The sequence below is a fragment of the Streptomyces sp. C genome, from assembly GCF_000158895.1.
GTDB lineage: Bacteria > Actinomycetota > Actinomycetes > Streptomycetales > Streptomycetaceae > Streptomyces > Streptomyces racemochromogenes.
Genome location: NZ_GG657750.1, coordinates 2,224,361 through 2,244,280, shown reverse-complemented (window position 1 = coordinate 2,244,280; position 19,920 = coordinate 2,224,361). Strand labels below are relative to the sequence as shown.

Annotated in this window: 19 protein-coding genes and 1 riboswitch; of the genes, 15 read left to right on the top strand and 4 right to left on the bottom strand. The window is 70.6% G+C overall.

What is annotated here, in order from left to right; translation table 11 throughout:
- Positions 1-155 precede the first annotated feature (155 nt).
- Positions 156-1,535 (bottom strand): cysteine desulfurase/sulfurtransferase TusA family protein, encoded by a 1,380-nt coding sequence (locus tag SSNG_RS09935; protein ID WP_007263690.1) that lies wholly within the window; start codon positions 1,533-1,535, stop codon positions 156-158.
- Between the two features lie 305 nt (positions 1,536-1,840).
- On the opposite strand from SSNG_RS09935, the gene coxB reads away from it, so the two are divergent.
- The 4 genes from coxB (at position 1,841) to SSNG_RS09915 (ending at position 6,319) form a co-directional block, all read left to right on the top strand.
- Positions 1,841-2,815, top strand: coding sequence for a cytochrome c oxidase subunit II (gene coxB / locus SSNG_RS09930; protein ID WP_007263689.1), 975 nt, complete (start codon positions 1,841-1,843; stop codon positions 2,813-2,815).
- Complete coding sequence (gene ctaD / locus SSNG_RS09925; protein WP_007263688.1) at positions 2,812-4,542, top strand: cytochrome c oxidase subunit I; 1,731 nt, start codon at positions 2,812-2,814, stop codon at positions 4,540-4,542. The genes coxB and ctaD overlap by 4 nt, the downstream gene beginning before the upstream one ends.
- A complete protein-coding gene (locus tag SSNG_RS09920) occupies positions 4,539-4,937 on the top strand; it encodes a cytochrome c oxidase subunit 4 (protein ID WP_007263687.1) in 399 nt (132 codons plus the stop codon). Before ctaD ends, SSNG_RS09920 begins: the two co-directional genes overlap by 4 nt.
- A gap of 134 nt (positions 4,938-5,071) precedes the next feature.
- Positions 5,072-6,319 carry an Ig-like domain-containing protein gene (locus tag SSNG_RS09915; RefSeq protein ID WP_007263686.1) on the top strand — a complete coding sequence of 416 codons (1,248 nt, stop codon included), beginning with the start codon at positions 5,072-5,074 and terminating at the stop codon, positions 6,317-6,319.
- Positions 6,320-6,416: 97 nt separating this feature from the next.
- Here SSNG_RS09915 and SSNG_RS09910 read toward each other — a convergent pair whose 3' ends face one another.
- Positions 6,417-6,818, bottom strand: a complete 402-nt coding sequence (locus tag SSNG_RS09910; RefSeq protein ID WP_007263685.1) for a hypothetical protein — start codon at positions 6,816-6,818, stop codon at positions 6,417-6,419.
- Positions 6,819-7,004: 186 nt separating this feature from the next.
- On the opposite strand from SSNG_RS09910, the gene SSNG_RS09905 reads away from it, so the two are divergent.
- The 6 genes from SSNG_RS09905 (at position 7,005) to SSNG_RS09880 (ending at position 14,253) form a co-directional block, all read left to right on the top strand.
- The gene (locus SSNG_RS09905; RefSeq protein WP_007263684.1) at positions 7,005-7,625 is read left to right on the top strand and encodes a heme-copper oxidase subunit III; all 621 of its coding nucleotides are present in this window, start codon (positions 7,005-7,007) and stop codon (positions 7,623-7,625) included.
- A 76-nt stretch (positions 7,626-7,701) separates the two neighbouring features.
- Entirely contained in the window at positions 7,702-8,511 is an 810-nt protein-coding gene (locus SSNG_RS09900) for a c-type cytochrome (protein ID WP_007263683.1), read from the top strand.
- Positions 8,508-9,566 (top strand): Rieske 2Fe-2S domain-containing protein, encoded by a 1,059-nt coding sequence (locus tag SSNG_RS09895; protein WP_007263682.1) that lies wholly within the window; start codon positions 8,508-8,510, stop codon positions 9,564-9,566. The genes SSNG_RS09900 and SSNG_RS09895 overlap by 4 nt, the downstream gene beginning before the upstream one ends.
- The gene (locus SSNG_RS09890; protein WP_007263681.1) at positions 9,563-11,200 is read left to right on the top strand and encodes a cytochrome bc complex cytochrome b subunit; all 1,638 of its coding nucleotides are present in this window, start codon (positions 9,563-9,565) and stop codon (positions 11,198-11,200) included. The genes SSNG_RS09895 and SSNG_RS09890 overlap by 4 nt, the downstream gene beginning before the upstream one ends.
- A gap of 164 nt (positions 11,201-11,364) precedes the next feature.
- A complete protein-coding gene (gene trpD / locus SSNG_RS09885; protein WP_007263680.1) occupies positions 11,365-12,429 on the top strand; it encodes an anthranilate phosphoribosyltransferase in 1,065 nt (354 codons plus the stop codon).
- A gap of 89 nt (positions 12,430-12,518) precedes the next feature.
- Positions 12,519-12,635, top strand: a riboswitch (SAM riboswitch).
- Positions 12,636-12,864: 229 nt separating this feature from the next.
- Entirely contained in the window at positions 12,865-14,253 is a 1,389-nt protein-coding gene (locus SSNG_RS09880; protein ID WP_042800819.1) for an aminotransferase class V-fold PLP-dependent enzyme, read from the top strand.
- Between the two features lie 189 nt (positions 14,254-14,442).
- Here SSNG_RS09880 and SSNG_RS09875 read toward each other — a convergent pair whose 3' ends face one another.
- Complete coding sequence (locus tag SSNG_RS09875) at positions 14,443-14,724, bottom strand: Lrp/AsnC ligand binding domain-containing protein (RefSeq protein WP_007263678.1); 282 nt, start codon at positions 14,722-14,724, stop codon at positions 14,443-14,445.
- Complete coding sequence (locus SSNG_RS09870; protein WP_042803211.1) at positions 14,721-15,443, bottom strand: rhomboid family intramembrane serine protease; 723 nt, start codon at positions 15,441-15,443, stop codon at positions 14,721-14,723. Before SSNG_RS09870 ends, SSNG_RS09875 begins: the two co-directional genes overlap by 4 nt.
- A 125-nt stretch (positions 15,444-15,568) precedes the next feature.
- On the opposite strand from SSNG_RS09870, the gene SSNG_RS09865 reads away from it, so the two are divergent.
- From SSNG_RS09865 to SSNG_RS41990, 5 genes are all read left to right on the top strand, one after another.
- Complete coding sequence (locus SSNG_RS09865) at positions 15,569-15,808, top strand: hypothetical protein (protein WP_007263676.1); 240 nt, start codon at positions 15,569-15,571, stop codon at positions 15,806-15,808.
- A gap of 41 nt (positions 15,809-15,849) precedes the next feature.
- On the top strand, positions 15,850-17,214 hold the full coding sequence (locus SSNG_RS09860) for an NYN domain-containing protein (RefSeq protein WP_042800818.1): 1,365 nt from the start codon (positions 15,850-15,852) through the stop codon (positions 17,212-17,214).
- 193 nt (positions 17,215-17,407) lie between these two features.
- Entirely contained in the window at positions 17,408-18,427 is a 1,020-nt protein-coding gene (locus SSNG_RS09855; protein WP_042800817.1) for a C40 family peptidase, read from the top strand.
- Between the two features lie 235 nt (positions 18,428-18,662).
- Positions 18,663-19,715, top strand: a complete 1,053-nt coding sequence (locus tag SSNG_RS09850) for a C40 family peptidase (protein WP_007263673.1) — start codon at positions 18,663-18,665, stop codon at positions 19,713-19,715.
- Between the two features lie 25 nt (positions 19,716-19,740).
- A partial coding sequence (locus tag SSNG_RS41990; protein WP_206731286.1) for a hypothetical protein occupies positions 19,741-19,920 on the top strand: 180 nt, incomplete at its 3' end.

The window sequence follows — 19,920 nt, the reverse complement described above, 5'->3', positions numbered from 1 at the left end:
GCCCCGCCGGCGTTTGAGGCGCGGGGGTCTGGGGTGCGGAGCCCCCAGGAGGGGTCCGGGCGCAGCCCGGGGAACGGGCGAAGGGCGGGTAGGGGAACTCGCCCCGCGCAGCGGCCCACCGGCCCCGCCGCAAGGGCGGCGTCAAGAAGGGGCCCTCAGCCCTCGCGGCGGACCCGGTACGCCACCGCCGCCCCCCGCGGCGCTTCGCCCAGGTACGTGTGGCCCCGCATCGCGCACCACGCCGGGATGTCCAGGCGGGCCACCTCGTCGTCGGAGACGACCGTGACGGTGCCGCCGACCGGGACCGTGACGATCGCCCGGGCCAGCTCGATCACCGGCTGCGGGCAGCGCAGGCCCAGCGCGTCGACCTCCACCGCGTCGGCCACCGGGGCCACCGCGGCGGGCTCCGAGACGCCGAGCTTCTCCCGTACGCCCGCCACCGCGCCCGGCAGCACCTCCAGGAAGCCGTTGACCTCGTCGGCGGAGGTGCCCGGCGGCAGGGAGACCCGTACGTTCCCCTCCGACAGCACCCCCATCGCCCGCAGCACGTGACTGGGGGTCAGCGTGGAGCTGGTGCAGGAGGAGCCGGACGAGACGGAGTACCCCGCCCGGTCCAGCTCGTGCAGCAGGGTCTCGCCGTCGACGTAGAGGCAGGAGAACGTGACCAGGTGGGGCAGGCGCCGGTCGGCGTCCCCGACCACCTCGACGTCGGGCACCAGCCGGACCACCCGCCGCCGCAGCCGGTCCACCAGGATCCGCAGCCGGGCCGCTTCCGCGTCCGCCTCGGCGCGCACCGCCCGCAGCGAGGCCGCCGCCGCGACGATGGCGGGCAGGTTGGCGAAGCCGGGGGAGCGGCCCGACTCCCGCTCGTCGGCGGGGCCTTGGGCGGAGAACCGGACCCCCTTGCGGACGGCGAGGAGGCCCACCCCGGGCGGACCGCCCCACTTGTGGGCGCTGGCCGCCAGGACCGACCACGCGCCCTCCACCTGGCCCCACCCCAGCGACTGGGCGGCGTCCACGAGCAGCGGCACCCCGGCGGCCCCGCAGACCTCGGCGACCTCGGCCACCGGCTGGACCGTGCCCACCTCGTGGTTGGCTGACTGGAGGCACGCCAGAGCCGTGGTGGAGCCGAGCGCGGCTTCGTACCCGGTGGCGGAGACCGCGCCGAGCCGGTCCACCGGAACCTCCGTCACCGTCCCCCCGGCCGCCGCGTGCGCGTCCGCCGCATGGAGTACGGAGCTGTGCTCCACCGCCGATACGACCAGATGGCCGCCGACGCGCCGGCGCCCCCCGAGCACGCCCGCCATGCCCGTGTGAACCGCGTGCGTCCCCGAAGGAGTGAACACGAGCTCGTCGGCGCGGCATCCCACCGCCTCGGCCGCCGCCTCGCGCGCCGCGTCGAGCAGCAGCCTGGCCCGCCGCCCCTCCCGGTACAGCCGGGCGGGGTCCGCCCAGCCCTCGTCCAGGGCGGCCTGGAGCGCCTGCCGGGCCACGGGGTGCAGGGGAGCGGCGGACGCGGTGTCGAAGTACGGCATCCGGCCACGGTAGATGGTGGCCGGAGCCGGGGCGGGGCCCGCCCCGCGGGCATCCGGTTCAGGGACCGTCAGATGCCGTCCGGAGCCCGGCGTTCAGGGCCGTTCGACCCGTCCCCCGTACGGCGGATCCATCCCTTCGGGGGCAGTAGCGGCGCGTTGGGCACCCTCCCCGCGCGACCCCAAATAGCGTCCAGTAGGGTTTGGTCCGCATAAACATCCAAACCCCTGCCTGCGTCAGGGCCGGCGACCGACCCGAACACGGCCGCGGCCGGCCGCGCGGGCCGAGACTCTCGGGAAGGCGCTACGTGAGTCCCTACGGCTCCGACCGCTCGCCGCGGCGCCCGATGCGGCGGAAGCTGCTGCAGGCGCTGACTGCGGGCGTGGTCCTGGCGACCGCCACTGGTTGCTCGTACACCTGGAAAGACTTCCCCCGCCTCGGAATGCCCACCCCCGTCACGGAGGAGGCGCCTCGCATCCTTTCCCTGTGGCAGGGATCCTGGGCGGCCGCTCTCATCACGGGCATCCTGGTGTGGGGCCTGATCATGTGGAGCGTCATCTTCCACCGGCGTAGCCGGACGAAGATCGAGGTCCCCGCGCAGACCCGGTACAACATGCCCATCGAGGCGCTGTACACCGTGGTCCCGCTCATCATCGTCTCGGTGCTCTTCTACTTCACCGCGCGTGATGAGTCGAAGCTGCTCTCCCTCTCCGCCAAGCCGGCGCACACGATCAACGTGATCGGCTTCCAGTGGAGCTGGGGCTTCAACTACGTCGAGAACGTCGACGGCGATGCCGCGACTCCGAAGGCCGGCGAGACCCCCAAGGAGCTCGCCTCCCTGCCGGACCGCTTCATCAAGGACTTCCCGGCGGGCGCCGAGGGCGTCTACGAGAAGGGCGTCCCGGGCAACCGGAACCCCCAGACCGACAACCCGGGGCCGACCCTCTACCTGCCCAAGGGCGAGAAGGTCCGCTTCATCCTGTCGTCGAACGACGTCATCCACTCGTTCTGGGTGGTGCCCTTCCTGTTCAAGCAGGACGTGATCCCCGGTCACACCAATGTCTTCGAGGTCACCCCGACCCAGGAAGGCACCTTCATGGGCAAGTGTGCCGAGCTCTGCGGTGTCGACCACTCCCGCATGCTCTTCAACGTGAAGGTCGTCTCCCCGGAGAAGTACCGGGCGCACCTGAAGGAGCTGGCGGAGAAGGGTCAGACCGGCTTCCTGCCGGCCGGCATCAAGCAGACTGACCCCGCCCGGAATGCGGAGACGAACAAACTGTGAGCATCCTCAACGAATCCCAGGGTGCCGCCGCAGCTGACTCGTACGAGAACGAGCTGCCGGTGCGGCGCAAGCAGCCGGGCAACGTGGTCGTGAAGTGGCTCACCACCACCGACCACAAGACCATCGGCACGATGTACCTGGTCACGTCGTTCGTGTTCTTCCTGATCGGCGGTCTCCTGGCGCTCTTCATGCGCGCCGAGCTGGCCCGTCCGGGCACGCAGATCATGTCGAACGAGCAGTTCAACCAGGCGTTCACCATGCATGGCACGATCATGCTGCTGATGTTCGCGACCCCCCTGTTCGCCGGCTTCGCGAACTGGATCATGCCGCTGCAGATCGGCGCGCCCGACGTGGCGTTCCCGCGGCTGAACATGTTCGCCTACTGGCTGTACCTCTTCGGCTCGACCATCGCGGTGGCCGGCTTCGTCACCCCCTCGGGTGCCGCCGACTTCGGCTGGTTCGCCTACTCCCCGCTGTCGGACGCCGTCCGCTCGCCGGGCATCGGCGCCGACATGTGGATCATGGGTCTGGCCTTCTCCGGCTTCGGTACGATCCTCGGCTCGGTCAACTTCATCACCACGATCATCTGCATGCGCGCCCCCGGCATGACGATGTTCCGCATGCCGATCTTCACCTGGAACGTGCTGCTGACCGGTGTCCTGGTCCTGCTCGCCTTCCCGGTCCTGGCCGCCGCGCTCTTCGCGCTGGAGGCCGACCGCAAGTTCGGTGCGCACGTCTTCGACGCCGCCAACGGCGGCGCGTTGCTGTGGCAACACCTCTTCTGGTTCTTCGGACACCCAGAGGTGTACATCATCGCGCTGCCGTTCTTCGGAATCGTCTCCGAGATCATCCCGGTCTTCTCGCGCAAGCCGATGTTCGGCTACATCGGTCTGATCGCCGCGACGATCGCGATCGCCGGTCTCTCGGTGACCGTGTGGGCCCACCACATGTACGTCACCGGCGGTGTGCTGCTGCCGTTCTTCTCCTTCATGACCTTCCTGATCGCGGTCCCGACCGGTGTGAAGTTCTTCAACTGGATCGGCACCATGTGGAAGGGCTCGCTGTCCTTCGAGACCCCGATGCTCTGGACGATCGGCTTCCTGGTCACCTTCACCTTCGGTGGTCTGACCGGCGTCATCCTGGCCTCGCCCCCGATGGACTTCCACGTCTCCGACTCGTACTTCGTCGTCGCGCACTTCCACTACGTCGTCTTCGGCACCGTGGTCTTCGCGATGTTCGCCGGCTTCCACTTCTGGTGGCCGAAGTTCACGGGCAAGATGCTGGACGAGCGCCTCGGCAAGATCACCTTCTGGACGCTGTTCATCGGCTTCCACGGCACCTTCCTGGTCCAGCACTGGCTGGGCGCCGAGGGCATGCCGCGCCGTTACGCGGACTACCTCGCGGCCGACGGCTTCACGGCGCTGAACACGATCTCGACCATCAGCTCGTTCGTGCTCGGCCTGTCCTTCCTGCCGTTCATGTACAACGTCTGGAAGACGGCCAAGTACGGCAAGAAGATCGAGGTCGACGACCCGTGGGGCTACGGCCGTTCGCTCGAGTGGGCGACCTCCTGCCCGCCGCCGCGGCACAACTTCCTCACCCTGCCGCGCATCCGCAGCGAGTCGCCGGCGTTCGACCTGCACCACCCGGAGATCGCGGCCCTCGACCACCTCGAGGACCACGCCCCGGCGAAGGCCGTCACCGGTGGCAAGGAGGCCGGCAAGTGAAGATCCAGGGCAAGATGTTCCTCTGGCTCGCCGTCTTCATCCTGATCATGACCGTCGTCTACGGCGTCTGGTCGAAGGAGCCGGTCGGAACCACCGCTCTCGCGCTGGCCTTCGGCCTGAGCGCCATGATCGGCTACTACCTGGCCTTCACGGCCAAGCGCGTGGACGAGATGGCCCAGGACAACCTGGAGGCCGACGTCGCGGACGAGGCCGGCGAACTGGGGTTCTTCGCCCCGCACAGCTGGCAGCCGCTCTCGCTGGGCATCGGTGGCGCGCTCGCGTTCATGGGCGTCGTCTTCGGCTGGTGGCTCATGTACTTCTCGGCCCCGATCATCCTGATCGGCCTGTGGGGCTGGGTGTACGAGTACTACCGCGGTGAGAACCAGAACCAGTAAGCGGTAGCGGTACGAGCGGTACGAGCAGTACGAGCACTACAGAGGGGCCCGGACACCTTTTCGGAGGAGTCCGGGCCCCTCGTTTGCAGTCACCCCGCGCGCTGGATTTGTCATATCTTCATAGCGTTGGGCCCATGAACCACTCACCGCGTCTTTGGACGGTACTCAGCTGCTCCCTGCTGGTCGCGTCCCTCGGGGCCGGCGCCACCGCATGCGGGTCCGGCGACAACAACCCGCTGTCCGCCCGCCCGTACGACGCGGGCGACCAGATCGTCTTCAACCAGCCCCCCGGCGGCCGGGCCACCGACCCGGACAAGCCGCTGGAGGTCACCGCCAAGGGAGCCGAGGCGCGGATCACCGACGTGATGGCCGTCGACACCCACGGCCGCCGCCTGGCGGGCGAACTCTCGGCCAAGGGCGACCGCTGGCACAGCACCGTCCCCCTGGCCGCGGGCGTGCGCTACACCGTCCTCGTCAGCACGGAGGACCAGCGCGGCGCCCCAGGACAGCGCACGCTGACCTTCGAGACCACCCCGGCCAAGAAGGTCCTCCAGGTCGAATTCGGCCCGGACGAGGGCAAGTACGGCGTCGGACAGCCCCTCACGGCCGAACTCAACGAGCCCGTCAAGGACAAGGCAGCCCGCGCCATCGTCGAACGGGCCCTGGTCGTCGACGCGCCCGCCGGCGTCCAGGGCGCCTGGCACTGGGTGGACGACAAGAACCTGCACTACCGCCCGAAGGACTACTGGCCCGCCCACACCACCGTCTCCGTACGGAGCAACCTGGAGGGCATCAAGGTCTCCGACGAACTCCACGGGGCCGCGTCCAAGCCCCTGAAGCTGGAGATCGGCGACCGCGTCGAGGTCACCACCGACGCCGCCTCGCACTACCTCACCTTCGAGCGCAACGGCGAAGTGATCAACACCATCCCGGTGACCACCGGCAAGCCCGGCTTCTCCACCCGCAACGGGGTCAAGGTGGTGCTCGGCAAGCAGTACTTCGTCCAGATGCGCGGCGACACCGTCGGCATCGGCGGCAGCGAGTACTACAACCTGCCCGTCTACTACGCCACCCGCGTGACCTGGAGCGGCGAGTACGTGCACGCCGCGCCGTGGTCGGTCGGCTCCCAGGGCTACGAGAACGTCAGCCACGGCTGCACCGGCATGAGCACCGGCAACGCCGCCTGGTTCTACGAGAACATCACCGAGGGCGACATCGTCAAGGTGATCAACAGCATCGGCGACGACATGGACACCTTCGGCAACGGCTTCGGCGACTGGAACATGGAGTGGAAGGAGTGGCGCGAGGGCAGCGCCCTCCTCAAGGGCACCCAGGAAGGCCGCAGCCCCGTCGACCAGGCGCGACTGCGCCCGACCGTCTGAAAGCCCCGCAGGAGGCCGTACGGGCCCGCGTCCCGGCCGAAAGGCCCGGCCGCGGGCCCCGCGTACGCGATCGAGCGCCCCGGGCGCCCCAGCAGCCTCAGGCGGCCGACGACAGCCGCGACCGCAGCAGCCCCGCCAGGGTGTCGGGGAAGTCGACCGGGTCCACCGGAAGGGTGACAGCCGCGTCCGCCCGGCTCCACGTGGCCAGCCACGCGTCCTGGGGCCGCCCCATCAGCAGCAGCACCGGGGGGCACCGGAAGATCTCGTCCTTGATCTGCCGGCACACACCCATGCCCCCGGCCGGAACCGCCTCGCCGTCCAGCACGCACAGGTCGATGCCGCCCGCGTCCAGCTCCTTGAGGACCGCTGGAAGCGTGGCGCACTCCAGGAACTCCACCGGCGGCAGGTCCGCGGCGGGCCTGCGCCCGGAGGCCAGCCGCACCTGCTCCCGGGTGCCCGCGTCGTCGCTGTAGACCAGAACCCGCGCAGTCGCCCGCATTTCGTCCTCCACCCGGCCGTGAATCACGCTGATGATGCGCGGGATGCTACTCCGTCCGACCCGCTGTCAACATCGGTTCCGCAAGCCTCGCGAGCGGTCTCCTGATGGGCCGTTCGGGCCTTGCACACCCCCCTGACACTCCGAACGGCACCCCCCGGGGTGAGGGCGGGATAAGCGACCGACATAATGTCGGTCGTGGCGACAGCAACGACAGTAGATACCGGGCACGCGCACCCGACGGTCAATCGGCCGAACCTCGTCAGCGTCGGAACCATCATCTGGTTGAGTTCCGAGCTGATGTTCTTCGCGGCCCTCTTCGCGATGTACTTCACCCTGCGATCCGTGACGGGTGCCGAGTACTGGACAGAGCAGGCCGAGGCCTTGAATCTGCCCTTCTCGGCGACGAACACCACGATCCTGGTGCTCTCCTCCCTCACCTGCCAGCTCGGCGTGTTCGCCGCGGAGCGCGGTGACGTGAAGAAGCTCCGGACGTGGTTCATCATCACGTTCGTCATGGGTGCGATCTTCATTGGCGGCCAGGTGTTCGAGTACACCGAGCTGGTCAAGCACGAGGGCATGTCCCTCTCGTCCGGCCCGTACGGCACGGTGTTCTACCTGACCACCGGCTTCCACGGTCTGCACGTGACGGGCGGTCTCATCGCCTTCCTGCTGGTCCTCGGCCGGACGTACGCGGCCAAGAGGTTCACCCACGAACAGGCCACGTCGGCCATCGTCGTGTCCTACTACTGGCACTTCGTCGATGTCGTCTGGATCGGCCTCTTCGCGACGATCTACCTGATCAAGTAGCGATCACGTCGCCGGGTACCGCTCGGCACACCGTCCAGAAACACCGACGCAGAAGATCCTGACACCGGGGTAATCCGTGAAAAAGCTCTCCGCACGACGACGCCATCCGCTGGCGGCGGTCGTCGTTCTACTCTTCGCGCTGGCGGTCACGGGGGGGCTGTACGCCGCCTTCGCGCCCGCGGGCAAGGCGCAGGCCGATGAAACCGCCCAGTCCCTCGCCATCGAGGAGGGCAAGAAGCTCTACGCCGTGGGCTGCGCAAGCTGCCACGGAACCGGCGGTCAGGGTTCCACTGACGGCCCCAGCCTGGTCGGCGTCGGCTCCGCGGCCGTCGACTTCCAGGTGAGCACGGGCCGCATGCCCGCCCAGCAGCCCGGCGCCCAGGTGCCGAAGAAGCCGAACATCTACACCCAGCCCCAGATCGACCAGCTCGCGGCGTACATCGCGTCCCTCGGTGCCGGCCCGATCACGCCGACCGAGAAGCAGTACGACCCGGCCGGTGCCGACATCGCCGCTGGTGGCGAGCTGTTCCGCAACAACTGCGCGCAGTGCCACAACTTCACCGGCGAGGGTGGCGCGCTGACCAACGGCAAGTACGCCCCCAACCTTGAGGACGTCTCGCCGAAGCACATCTACGAGGCCATGCTGACCGGCCCGCAGAACATGCCCTCCTTCCCGGACAGCACCATGCCGGAGAAGCAGAAGAAGGACATCATCGCGTACCTCGAGAACGTCAACGGCGAGAAGTCCACCAGCCCCGGTGGCCTCAAGCTCGGCGGCCTCGGTCCCGTCTCCGAGGGTCTGTTCGGCTGGATCTTCGGTCTGGGTGCGCTGATCGCTGTTGCCGTCTGGGTCGCGGCCCACACCGCTAAGGCCAAGAAGTCATGAGTAGCCAAGACATTCCCGAAGACAAGCACCTGCCGAGCGAGCAGGGCGACGCGCACCACGGTGCCGTAGCGGTCGCGGACGACCCGTTCGCGGACCCCGGCCTCCCGGTCCACAAGCCGCGCATCCAGGACATCGACGAGCGGGCCGCCAAGCGGTCCGAGCGCACGGTCGCGATGCTGTTCACGCTGTCGATGCTGGCCACGATCGGCTTCATCGCCTCCTTCGTGTCCATCCCGGTCGACAAGATCGTTTTCATCTTCCCCGTCGGGAAGGTCAGCGCGCTGAACTTCGCGCTGGGTCTGACGCTCGGCACGGCCCTGTTCTGCATCGGCGCCGGCGCGGTCCACTGGGCCCGCACGCTGATGTCCGACGTCGAGGTCGCCGACGAGCGCCACGAGATCGCGGCCTCCCCGGAGGTCAAGGCGAAGGTCATGCAGGACTTCGCCGACGGTGCGAACGAGTCCGGCATCGCCCGCCGCCCGCTGCTCCGCAACACGATGCTCGGCGCGCTGGCCCTGCTGCCGCTCTCCGCCGTCGTGATCCTGCGCGACCTGGGCCCGCTGCCCGAGGACAAGCTGCGCAAGACCCTGTGGTCCAAGGGCAAGCTGCTCATCAACCAGAACACGATGGAGCCGCTGCGTCCCGAGGACGTTCTGGTCGGCTCGCTGACCTTCGCCATGCCGGAAGGCCTGGAGGAGGACCAGCACGACTTCCAGACGCAGATCGCCAAGGCCGCCCTGATGATCGTCCGCATCAAGCCGGACGACATCAAGGACAAGCGGGAGCTGGAGTGGTCCCACGACGGGATCGTGGCCTTCTCCAAGATCTGCACCCACGTCGGCTGCCCGATCAGCCTGTACGAGCAGCAGACGCACCACGTGCTCTGCCCGTGCCACCAGTCCACCTTCGACCTCTCCGACGGCGCCCGCGTCATCTTCGGCCCGGCCGGTCACGCGCTTCCGCAGCTGCGGATCGGCGTGAATGACGAAGGCTTCCTCGAGGCGCACGGCGACTTCGAAGAGCCCGTCGGTCCTGCATTCTGGGAGCGCGGATGAGCACCTCCACGAACACCTCGGCCGGCCCGGCGCGCAACGCGTCGCGCGGCGAGCGCGTAGCCGACTGGGCGGACGGCCGCCTGGGCATCTACGGCCTCGCCAAGGCCAACATGCGCAAGATCTTCCCGGACCACTGGTCCTTCATGCTGGGTGAGATCTGCCTCTACAGCTTCATCATCATCATCCTCACGGGTGTGTACCTGACGCTGTTCTTCCACCCGAGCATGAACGAGGTCGTGTACCACGGCTCGTACGTGCCGATGCAGGGCGTCATGATGTCCGAGGCCTTCGCCTCGACCCTGGACATCAGCTTCGACGTCCGCGGCGGCCTGCTGATCCGCCAGATCCACCACTGGGCGGCGCTGATCTTCGTCGCGGCCATGGTCGTGCACATGATGCGCGTCTTCTTCACCGGCGCGTTCCGCAAGCCGCGTGAGGTCAACTGGATCTTCGGCTTCCTGCTGCTGGTCCTCGGCATGTTCACCGGCTTCACCGGTTACTCGCTGCCGGACGACCTGCTCTCGGGTACCGGTGTCCGCTTCATGCAGGGCGCCATCCTGTCCGTCCCGGTCGTCGGCACCTACCTGTCGATGTTCCTCTTCGGCGGGGAGTTCCCGGGCGGCGACTTCGTCGCGCGCTTCTACTCGGTGCACATCCTGCTGCTGCCCGGCATCATGATGGGCCTGCTGGTCGCGCACCTGATCCTGGTGTTCTTCCACAAGCACACCCAGTTCGCCGGCCCCGGCAAGACGAACAACAACGTCGTCGGCATGCCGCTGCTGCCGGTCTACATGGCCAAGGCCGGAGGCTTCTTCTTCCTGGTCTTCGGTGTCATCGCGGCCATCGCGGCGCTCGCCTCGATCAACCCGATCTGGGCGCTCGGCCCGTACCGCCCGGACCACGTGTCCACCGGTGCGCAGCCCGACTGGTACATGGGTATGCCGGAAGGCCTCATCCGAGCCATGCCGGGCTGGGAGATCAACCTGTGGGGCCACACGCTCGTCCTGGGCGTGTTCATCCCGCTGCTGCTCTTCCCGCTGGTCCTCGGCGCCATCGCCGTCTGGCCGTTCATCGAGTCCTGGGTCACCGGCGACAAGCGCGAGCACCACATCCTGGACCGCCCGCGCAACGTCCCGACCCGCACGGCCTTCGGTGTCGCCTGGATCGCGGAGTACATCGTGCTCCTCATCGGCGGCGGCAACGACATGTTCGCCCAGTACTTCCACCTGTCGATCAACTCGATCACGTGGTTCGTCCGGATCGGCTTCTTCGTCGTCCCGGTCCTGGCGTTCATCGCCACCAAGCGGATCTGCCTCGGCCTCCAGCGCCGTGACCACGACAAGGTGCTGCACGGTCGCGAGACCGGCATCATCAAGCGCCTGCCGCACGGTGAGTTCGTCGAGGTCCACGAGCCGCTGCCGCAGGGCAAGCTGCACACGCTCACCGCGCACGAGCAGTACAAGCCGGTCGAGATCGGCCCGACGGTCGACGAGAACGGTGTCGAGCGCAAGGTGACGCGCGGCGAGAAGCTGCGGGCGAAGCTCAGCAAGGGCTTCTACGCGGAGAACAACCAGATTCCGAAGCCCACGGTGGAGGAGTACAAGGAGATCCAGTCCGGCCACGGCCACCACTGATCTCCGGCACGACCGCTTGAGGGACCGGCCCCGGCCGGTCCTGGTGTCGCCACGGCGAGAGCCCCGTCCAGTGACTGGACGGGGCTCTTTGCCGTCTCCCGGGCTGGATAGGCTGAGATCCTTTCCATCGGACGCACGACCCCGACGAGCAGCAGGAGCTGACCATGAACGTTGCGACCCCGGCAGGCGGCGACAGCGTGGCGGCCCGCGGCTGGCCGGGCATCCTGGAAGCGCTGCTCACCCGTCAGGACCTCGCCGCCGAGGACACCGCCTGGGCGATGGAGCGCATCATGCGGGGCGAGGCCACGGACGCGCAGATCGCGGGCTTCGCCGTCGCCCTCCGGGCCAAGGGCGAGACGGTGGCCGAGTACACGGGGCTGGTCCGCACGATGTACGCCCACGCCAACCTGATCGAGGTGCCCGGGCGGACCGTGGACATCGTCGGCACGGGCGGCGACGGCGCCAAGACGGTCAACATCTCGACCATGTCCGCCATCGTGGCCGCCGGCGCCGGCGCCAAGATCGTCAAGCACGGCAACCGGGCGGCGTCCTCCGCCAGCGGCTCCTCCGACGTCCTGGAGAAGCTCGGCGTCAACCTGGCGCTCACCCCGGAGCGGGTGGCGCAGGTGGCCGAGGAGGCCGGCATCACCTTCTGCGCCGCGGTGGTCTTCCACCCGGCCCTGCGGTACGCCGCCTCGGCCCGCCGCGACCTCGGGGTGCGCACCGCGTTCAACGGCCTCGGCCCGCTCACCAACCCCGCCCGCGTCAAGGCGCAGGCGGTCGGCGTGGCGGACCCGCGGCTGGCCCCGATCATGGCCGGGGTGCTCGCCGAGCGGGGCACCTCCGCGCTGGTGTTCCGCGGGGACGACGGCCTGGACGAGCTGACCACCACCGGGACCTCCCGGGTGTGGTGGGTCCGCGACGGCGAGGTCACCGAGCACGCCTTCGACCCGCGCGACGTCGGCATCGGCACGGTCGACATCTCGGCCCTGCGCGGCGGCGACCCGTCGTACAACGCGGACGTGGCCCGCCGCCTGCTGGCGGGGGAGACGGGCCCGGTGCGCGACGCGGTCCTGCTGAACTCGGCGAGCGCCCTGGTGGCGCTGGACCCCGGCACGGGCACGCTGGAGGAGCAGCTCGCGGCCGCCATGGCCCGCGCGGCGCAGTCCATCGACTCCGGGTCCGCGCGTGCGGTGCTGGACCGCTGGGTGGCGGCCACCAACTCCTGATCGCGAGCGGTCCCTCCGCACACGGCCCCGGTCCACGATGTGGACCGGGGTCTTGCGCGCGCGGGATCTTGTGGCAGGATGCTCTCCAAGGTCACGAGTGACAGCGTTTAGGCCCCGGCTTGCTGTCCGGCAACCCTCCTTCCGTGGCGGGGTGCCCCGGGTGATGACCAGGTCGTAGGCAGCAAGGCCTACGGCAAGCGCGGATCCCTCGACACCAGGGGTCCTGGTCTCTCGAGGAGCGTTTTCCGTGAGCAAGCGAATGCGATAGGGCGAATCCGCCCCTTCTTCAACCCTCGGATCAGGGTCCCTTCCGCGTACCCCCGATCAGTCCGAGGACCTTCCCGTACCCCCTGACGGCCGCCGTCGCCGCGCGCCGCCGTACCCGCGTACGGGCACACCGAAGCCATTCAGCCCTGCCTGCCGGGAGATACCGCCATGTCCGCATCCCTGAACGCCGCCGCCACCGCCTGCGCCACCGCCGCCGAGGTCCCCGCCTGTGACGGGCCGCTCCCGGTGCTCGGCCGGGACGTCACCGTCCCCCTGGTCACCGGCGGCGAGGTCACCTACGCGGCCCTGGACTACGCGGCCAGCGCCCCCGCGCTCCAGCGGGTCTGGGACGACGTCGCCGCGTACGCCCCGTACTACGGCAGCGTCCACCGCGGCGCCGGCTACCTCTCCCAGCTGTCCACCGACCTGTTCGAGCAGAGCCGCGCCACGGTCGCCGAGTTCCTCGACTGCCGCCCCGCCGACCAGGTCGTCTTCACCCGGTCCACCACCGACTCCCTCAACCTGCTCGCCGCCGCGCTCCCGGCCGACTGCCAGGTGTTCGTCTTCGAGACCGAGCACCACGCCTCGCTGCTGCCCTGGGGCGACGCCCGCGTCACCTACCTCAACGCCCCCCGCACCCCCGGCGAGGCCGTCGCCACCCTGGAGCGGGCCCTCGCCGACCGCGAGCCGTACGGCCCGGCGCTGGTGTGCGTCACCGGCGCGTCCAACGTCACCGGTGAGCTGTGGCCGGTGAAGGAGCTCGCCGCCGCCGCGCACGCCCACGGCGCGCGGATCGTGCTGGACGCCGCCCAGCTGGCCCCCCACCACCCCGTCTCCGTACGGGAGCTGGACGTGGACTGGGTCGCCTTCTCGGGGCACAAGCTGTACGCGCCCTTCGGCTCGGGCGTGCTCGCCGGCCGCGCCGACTGGCTCCAGGAGGCGGAGCCGTACCTCGCGGGCGGCGGCGCCTCCCGCAAGGTGGCCCGCCGTGAGGACGGGGGCGTCGACGTCGAGTGGCACACCACCGCCGCCCGCCACGAGGCCGGCTCCCCGAACGTGATCGGCGTCTACTCCATCGCCTCCGCCTGCCGCGCGCTGCGCGAGGCCGGCTTCGAGAACCTCGTCGCCCGGGAGGAGCACCTCATCGCGAAGGTCCGCGAGGGCCTGGCGGAGGTCCCGGCGGTGCGGGTGCTGTCCCTGTTCGGGGACGACGCCCCGCGCGTCGGCGTCATCTCGTTCGTGGTCGACGGCTGGAACAGCTCGCACTTCGCGGCCGCGCTGTCCGCCGAGTACGGGATCGGGGTGCGGGACGGGCTGTTCTGCGCCCACCCGCTGGTCCGCACCCTGCTCGGCAGCGAGCCGCAGGCCCAGGGCGAGTGCGGGGCGCCGGAGGCGGCGCCGGGGGAGCGGTCGCTGAACGCGATCCGGGTCAGCTTCGGGGCCGGTACGCCGGACGAGCACGTGGAGCGGTTCGTCCGCGCGGTTCGGGAGCTGGTCGAGGACGGCGCGAAGTGGCAGTACCGCACGGAAGAGGGCCGCTGCGTTCCGGCGGTGTGATGCCGGAAGCGGGGAGTGGACACCGCTGCGCGGAGCGGTCCCCTACCCGCCCTTCCACCGTTCCCAGGGGCGCTGCCCCTGACCCCGTTGCGCTCAAACGCCGCGCGGGCTGGAATGTCGCTGCGCCGGCAACGTCCAGCCTCGCCGGCGTTTGAGGCGCGGGGGTCTGGGGGCGGAGCCCCCAGAGGGCTACGCGTCCAGGCCGATGGCGAAGGCGGCTTCGAGGTCGTGCTGCGAGTACGTGCGGAACGCGACGTGCGTGTCGGTGGCCTCGACGCCCGGGATCTTGCTGATGCGGCCCGGGATGATGTCCGCGAGGTTCTCGTGGCGGGCGACGCGGACCAGCGCGATCAGGTCGTACGTACCGGTGACGGAGTAGACCTCGCTGACGCTGTCCAGCTGCGCGATGGACTCGGCGATCTCGGGGATCCGGTCCACGCTGGTCTTGATGAGCACGATCGCGGTGATCACGGTTGGCTGTCTCCCTCGCCGGCAGTCACTGGTCGCCTCACTCTAGTCGTACGGCGATAGCGGGCCCACGCGTAGCAGAAGCCCAGCGAGAACCCCACCACGTGGGCCAGGTAGGCCACCCCCGGACCGCTCCCCGCGCGCTGCGCCGCCAGCCACTGGAGGCCGAACCAGAACAGCAGCACGATCCACGCCGGGAAGCGCAGGGGCAGGAAGAGCAGGAACGGGAACAGGCTGGTCACCCGCGCCCGCGGGAAGAGGCACAGGAAGGCCCCCAGCGCCGCCGAGATCGCACCCGACGCCCCCACCAGGGTCTGGTCCGAGGACGCGTTGGCCGCCGCGTAGGCCGCCAGCGCGAGGTAACCCGTGCAGACGTAGAAGAGGAGGAACGGCGCCCGGCCCATCCGCTCCTCCGTCATCGCGCCGAAGACGTAGAGGAACAGCATGTTCCCGAGCAGGTGCAGCCAGCTGCCGTGGACGAAGAGCGCCGTCAGCGGGGTCAGGAGCGGGCGCCCGGCCCCGGAGAACAGCTCGTCCGGGACGACGCCCCAGTGCCGGAAGTACGCCGTCCCCGTCTCCATCAGCAGATCGCCCGTCCCGTAGGCCGGGTTCAGGCCAGAAGCCGGGCCGAGGAAGAACACCGCGCAGCAGGCGGCGATCAGCGCGTACGTGACCACGGGCCCCCGCGCGGCATCGCACAGGGTCCGCCACTTTACGATCATGAGACAGAGCATGACGCAGGCGGACCCACCTGAGGGTGGTGCCAGGCCGTAGGGTTACGTGCTGCGGTCCGCCGACCGCGGCGTAGGGCTTTAATTGAATGAGCTACGAAGGAGAGAGCGGCCTGATGACGGTTCCCCTGCCGACCGACACCACCCGGTGGCGCTGCACCCTGTGCGGCAACCTCACGCGGTTCGATGTCACCCGATCGTCGAAGGTCGTGGAGTACGTCCACCTCGATCTCGCCGGGGAGCCCAAGGTCGAGGAGCGCGAGGTGGTCAGTGAGACCATCGAGTCGGTCCGCTGCCGCTGGTGCAACGCGGTGGACCAGATCGAGCTCGTGGACAGGCCGGGCACCGACTCCTGACGGAGCCGGGCCCACAGTAGATCACACGGTAGGGGTGACGGATTGTGGAGCCAGCAAGCGGCGCGACGCAGGCCGACGCGGCCGGCGACGCCGCGGAGGTCCTCGACCGCCCGCTGCCGGAAGGCGTGCGGCGCCGGGTCGTCACGATCGTCTCGGACGCCTTCGGCGGTCTGACGGTCGGGGACCTCCCGGCGCAGCTGCGCCAGTACGCCCGCTTCACCCCGACCCGGCGCGCCAAGTTCGCGGGCAACGCCATGGCCGCGGCCGTGGAGACCGACGGGGTCTTCCGCAGCCGGATCGCGGAGAAGCTGCGCGAGGCGCAGCCGGAGCTGACCGGGGCCCTGGAGTCGGGTGCCCCGCCCGCCGCGGCGGACCCGCTGGACGTGGCGGCCGCCGCGTACGTGCTGCGCCCGGCCGGCTGGGTCAAGCTGGTGGCGTCCGCCGGTGAGGAGGCGCAGCGCGCCGACGCCGAGCGGGTCGGCGACGAGACCCGGCGGGAGCTGGAGCGGCTGCGCGAGGAGCTGGCCCAGCTGAAGGAGGCCCAGCGCTCCGGCGGCGAGCAGGTGCGGGCCGAGCTGGAGGCCGCCCGCAAGGAAGCGGAATCGCTTCAGCGCAAGCTGCGCAGCGCCCTCAGCGACGTCAAGCGGGGCGAGGCGGCCCTGCGCAAGCTGGGTGGCGAGATCGACGGGATCCGCGGTGAGGCGGCGGCGCAGGTGGCCGCCGCCGAGAGCGAGTCCCGGCGCCTGAAGTCCCGCCTCGCGGAGGTGGAGTCGGCGCTGGAGACCTCGCGCCGGGCCACCCGGGAGGGCCGCAGCACCGAGGACATGCGGCTGCGGCTGCTGCTGGACACCGTGCTGGACGCGGCGGCCGGGCTGCGCCGCGAGCTGGCGCTGCCGCCGGTCTCGACGCGGCCGGCCGACACCGTGGACGCGGTGGAGCCGGGCCGGATGACCCCGAAGGACATCGCGGCGCGCGCCCTGTCGGAGACCGATCCGGCGCTGCTGGACCAGCTGCTGGCGCTGCCTCAGGCGCATCTGGTGGTCGACGGCTACAACGTGACGAAGACCGGCTATCCGACGATGCCGCTGGAGAAGCAGCGGCTGCGGCTGCTGGGCGGACTGTCGATGCTGGCCGCGCAGACGGGTGCCGAGATGACGTGCGTCTTCGACGGTGCGGAGCTGGCGGCCCCGGTGCTGCTCGCGCCGCCGCGCGGGGTGCGGGTGCTGTTCTCCAAGGCCGGTGTGACGGCGGACGAGTTGATCCGCCAGCTGGTGCGGGCCGAGCCGCCCGGCCGTCCGGTGGTGGTGGTCTCCACCGACCGCGAGGTGGCCGACGGGGTGGCGAAGGCGGGCGCCCGGCCCGTGACGTCCGCATTGCTGCTCAAGCGGCTTTCGCGCGTTTCGTAACGCAAGCGGAAGACGTACCGTCAGCTCCTCGGTACGCAGCGTGGGGCTTCTGTGAAGGAAGCGGAACGGCGTCGGGATTTTTTCCGCAGGGGGTTTGAAGTGATCAAGGGCAGCTCGCTAGGGTCCGCTCAAACCTTCGTGCGGTAGCGCACCCGTTCGGGTGCGGGCCCCTGAGGAGAAGGAGCCCGCCCCCGTGGCGTCCCACCGTCGACCCAAGCAGCCGGCCCGCACGCGCGTGACCGTGCTCACCGCCACCGCCGCCGCGGCGGTCGCCCTCTCCGCGCAGTCCGCCGTGGCCGCCCCCGCCGGACCCGACAAGGACGAGGTCAAGAGCAAGGTCGACGCCCTCTACGAGGAGGCCGAGCAGGCCACCGAGAAGTCCAACGGCGCCCGCGAGCACCAGGCGGAACTGGAGAAGGAGATCGCGCGGCTCCAGGACGCCGTGGCCCGCGACCAGGACGAGCTCAACGACCTGCGCAACACCCTCGGTTCGCTGGCCACCGCCCAGTACCGCGGCGGCGGCCTCGACCCCTCCGTCGCGCTCCTGCTCTCCGGCGACCCCGAGAACTACCTCGACAAGGCCTCCACCCTCCAGCAGTTGAGCGGCCGGCAGTTGGAGGCGGTCGCCAGGATCCAGGCCAAGCAGCGCGCCCTCGCCCAGCAGCGCCAGGAGGCCGCGAGCAAGCTCGCCGACCTCGACGCCACCCGCAAGGAGCTCGGCGAGAAGAAGAAGGCCGCCCAGGACAAGCTCGCCGAGGCCCAGGCCCTCCTGAACACCCTCAGCTCCCAGGACCGCGGCCGGCTCAAGGAGGAGGAGGCCAGGCAGAGCGCGGCCGGGCAGAAGGCCGCCCCCGCGGTGAAGGCCTCCGGCCGCGCCGGGGCCGCCCTGGCGGCCGCGAAGACCAAGCTGGGCAGCGCGTACGTCATGGGCGCCACCGGGCCCAGCGCCTACGACTGCTCCGGGCTGACCCAGTGGGCCTACGGCCAGGCCGGCGTCGGCATCAGCCGCACCACCTACACCCAGGCGAACGACGGCACGCGCATCGGCCGCAGCCAGCTCCAGCCCGGCGACCTCGTCTTCTTCTACGACGACCTGCACCACGTCGGCCTGTACGCCGGCAACAACCTGACCCTGCACGCCTCCAACCCGCGCGGCGGCGTCAAGTACGAGTCGATGGACAACATGCCGTTCCAGTTCGGCGTCCGCATCTGACCCTCCGCCCCGGACGTGCCGTACACCGCCCATCCGGGCGAATTGCGCGGACCCGCCCTGACCTCGCGCCCCGCCCATGACCTGCGTCTGAGGCGGGGCGCGGTCATGTCCGCCCCCCGGCGGTCGTTGGCCGGTGCGTGGCCGCACGGCTACTGTCTGCCAGCGCGGAACCCGGCACACGGCCGTCCACGGGGGGCGGACCCGGGCCCCGCGCAGCGGAAGGGAGCGGTTCCCCATGGCGTCCCACCGCCGGTCCGGGCTCAGCGGCCTCGACCGGAACACCAAGGTCACCGCCTTCACCGCCGCCGCGGCCGGCGCCGCCGTGGCCATCACGGGCGCACCCGCGCTCGCCTCCCCGGGCCTCCCCCAGGAACCCGCCGGAAGCGCCCGCGCCCAGGTCGACCGGCTCTTCGAGGAGGCCGAGCAGGCCACCGAGCGGTACAACGAGGCCGGCGAGAAGGCCGACGCCCTGCGCGCCCAGGTCAGCCGGGCCCAGGACGCCGTGGCCCGCGGCCAGGACCGCATCAACACCATGCGCGGGGTCCTCGGAACCTTCGCCGGCGCCCAGTACCGCTCCGGCGGCCTGGACCCCACCGTCGAGCTGATGCTCTCCGACGACCCCGCCGCCTACCTCGACAAGGCCGCCGTCCTGGGCCGGCTCAGCGGCCGCCGGGCCCAGCAGCTGGCCGAACTCCGCGAGGAGCAGCGGCGGATCGGGCAGCAGCGCCAGGACGCCTCCCGCAAGCTCGCCGAACTGGAGGCGCTGCGCACCGAGGTGGCCACCCAGAAGCGCTCCGTCACGGCGAAGCTCGCCGCCGCCCGCCGGCTCCTCAACGAGATGCCCTCCGAGGAGCGGGCCGACTTCGAGCGCGCCTCCCGCTCCGGCGGCCGGGGCCACGCCGACGGCCTGCCCGACCTGCCCGCCGGCGGCGGCCGTGCCTCGGGCCGCGCCATGGCCGCCGTGATGGCCGCCCGGGCCGCCGTCGGGAAGCCGTACGTGTGGGGCTCCACCGGCCCCTCCGGCTTCGACTGCTCCGGGCTGATGGTGTGGTCGTACCGCCAGGCGGGCGTCTCCCTGCCGCGCACCTCGCAGGCCCAGCGGTACGCGGGCCGGCAGGTCCCGCTGTCGCAGGCGCAGCCCGGGGACCTGGTGACGTACCGCTCCGACGCCAGCCACGTCGGCATGTACGTGGGCAACGGCCAGGTGGTGCACGCCCCGTACCCGGGCGCGCGGGTGCGGTACGACCCCGTCGGGATGATGCCGGTCTCCTCCGTGACCCGGCCCTGAGTCCGGCCGTGCGTACGATCGGCGGATGACCCCGGTCCGCCGACGCACCGCCGTACGCCTCCTCGCGCTCGCGCTGTGCCCGCTGCCGGCGCTGGCCGGCTGTACGGACCCGGCGCCCGCGGCCCCGCCCGATGCGACCGACGCGGCGGTACGGCGGGCGGTGGCCGACTGGTCGGCGGCCCAAACCAAGCGCGGCTCGCCGGGA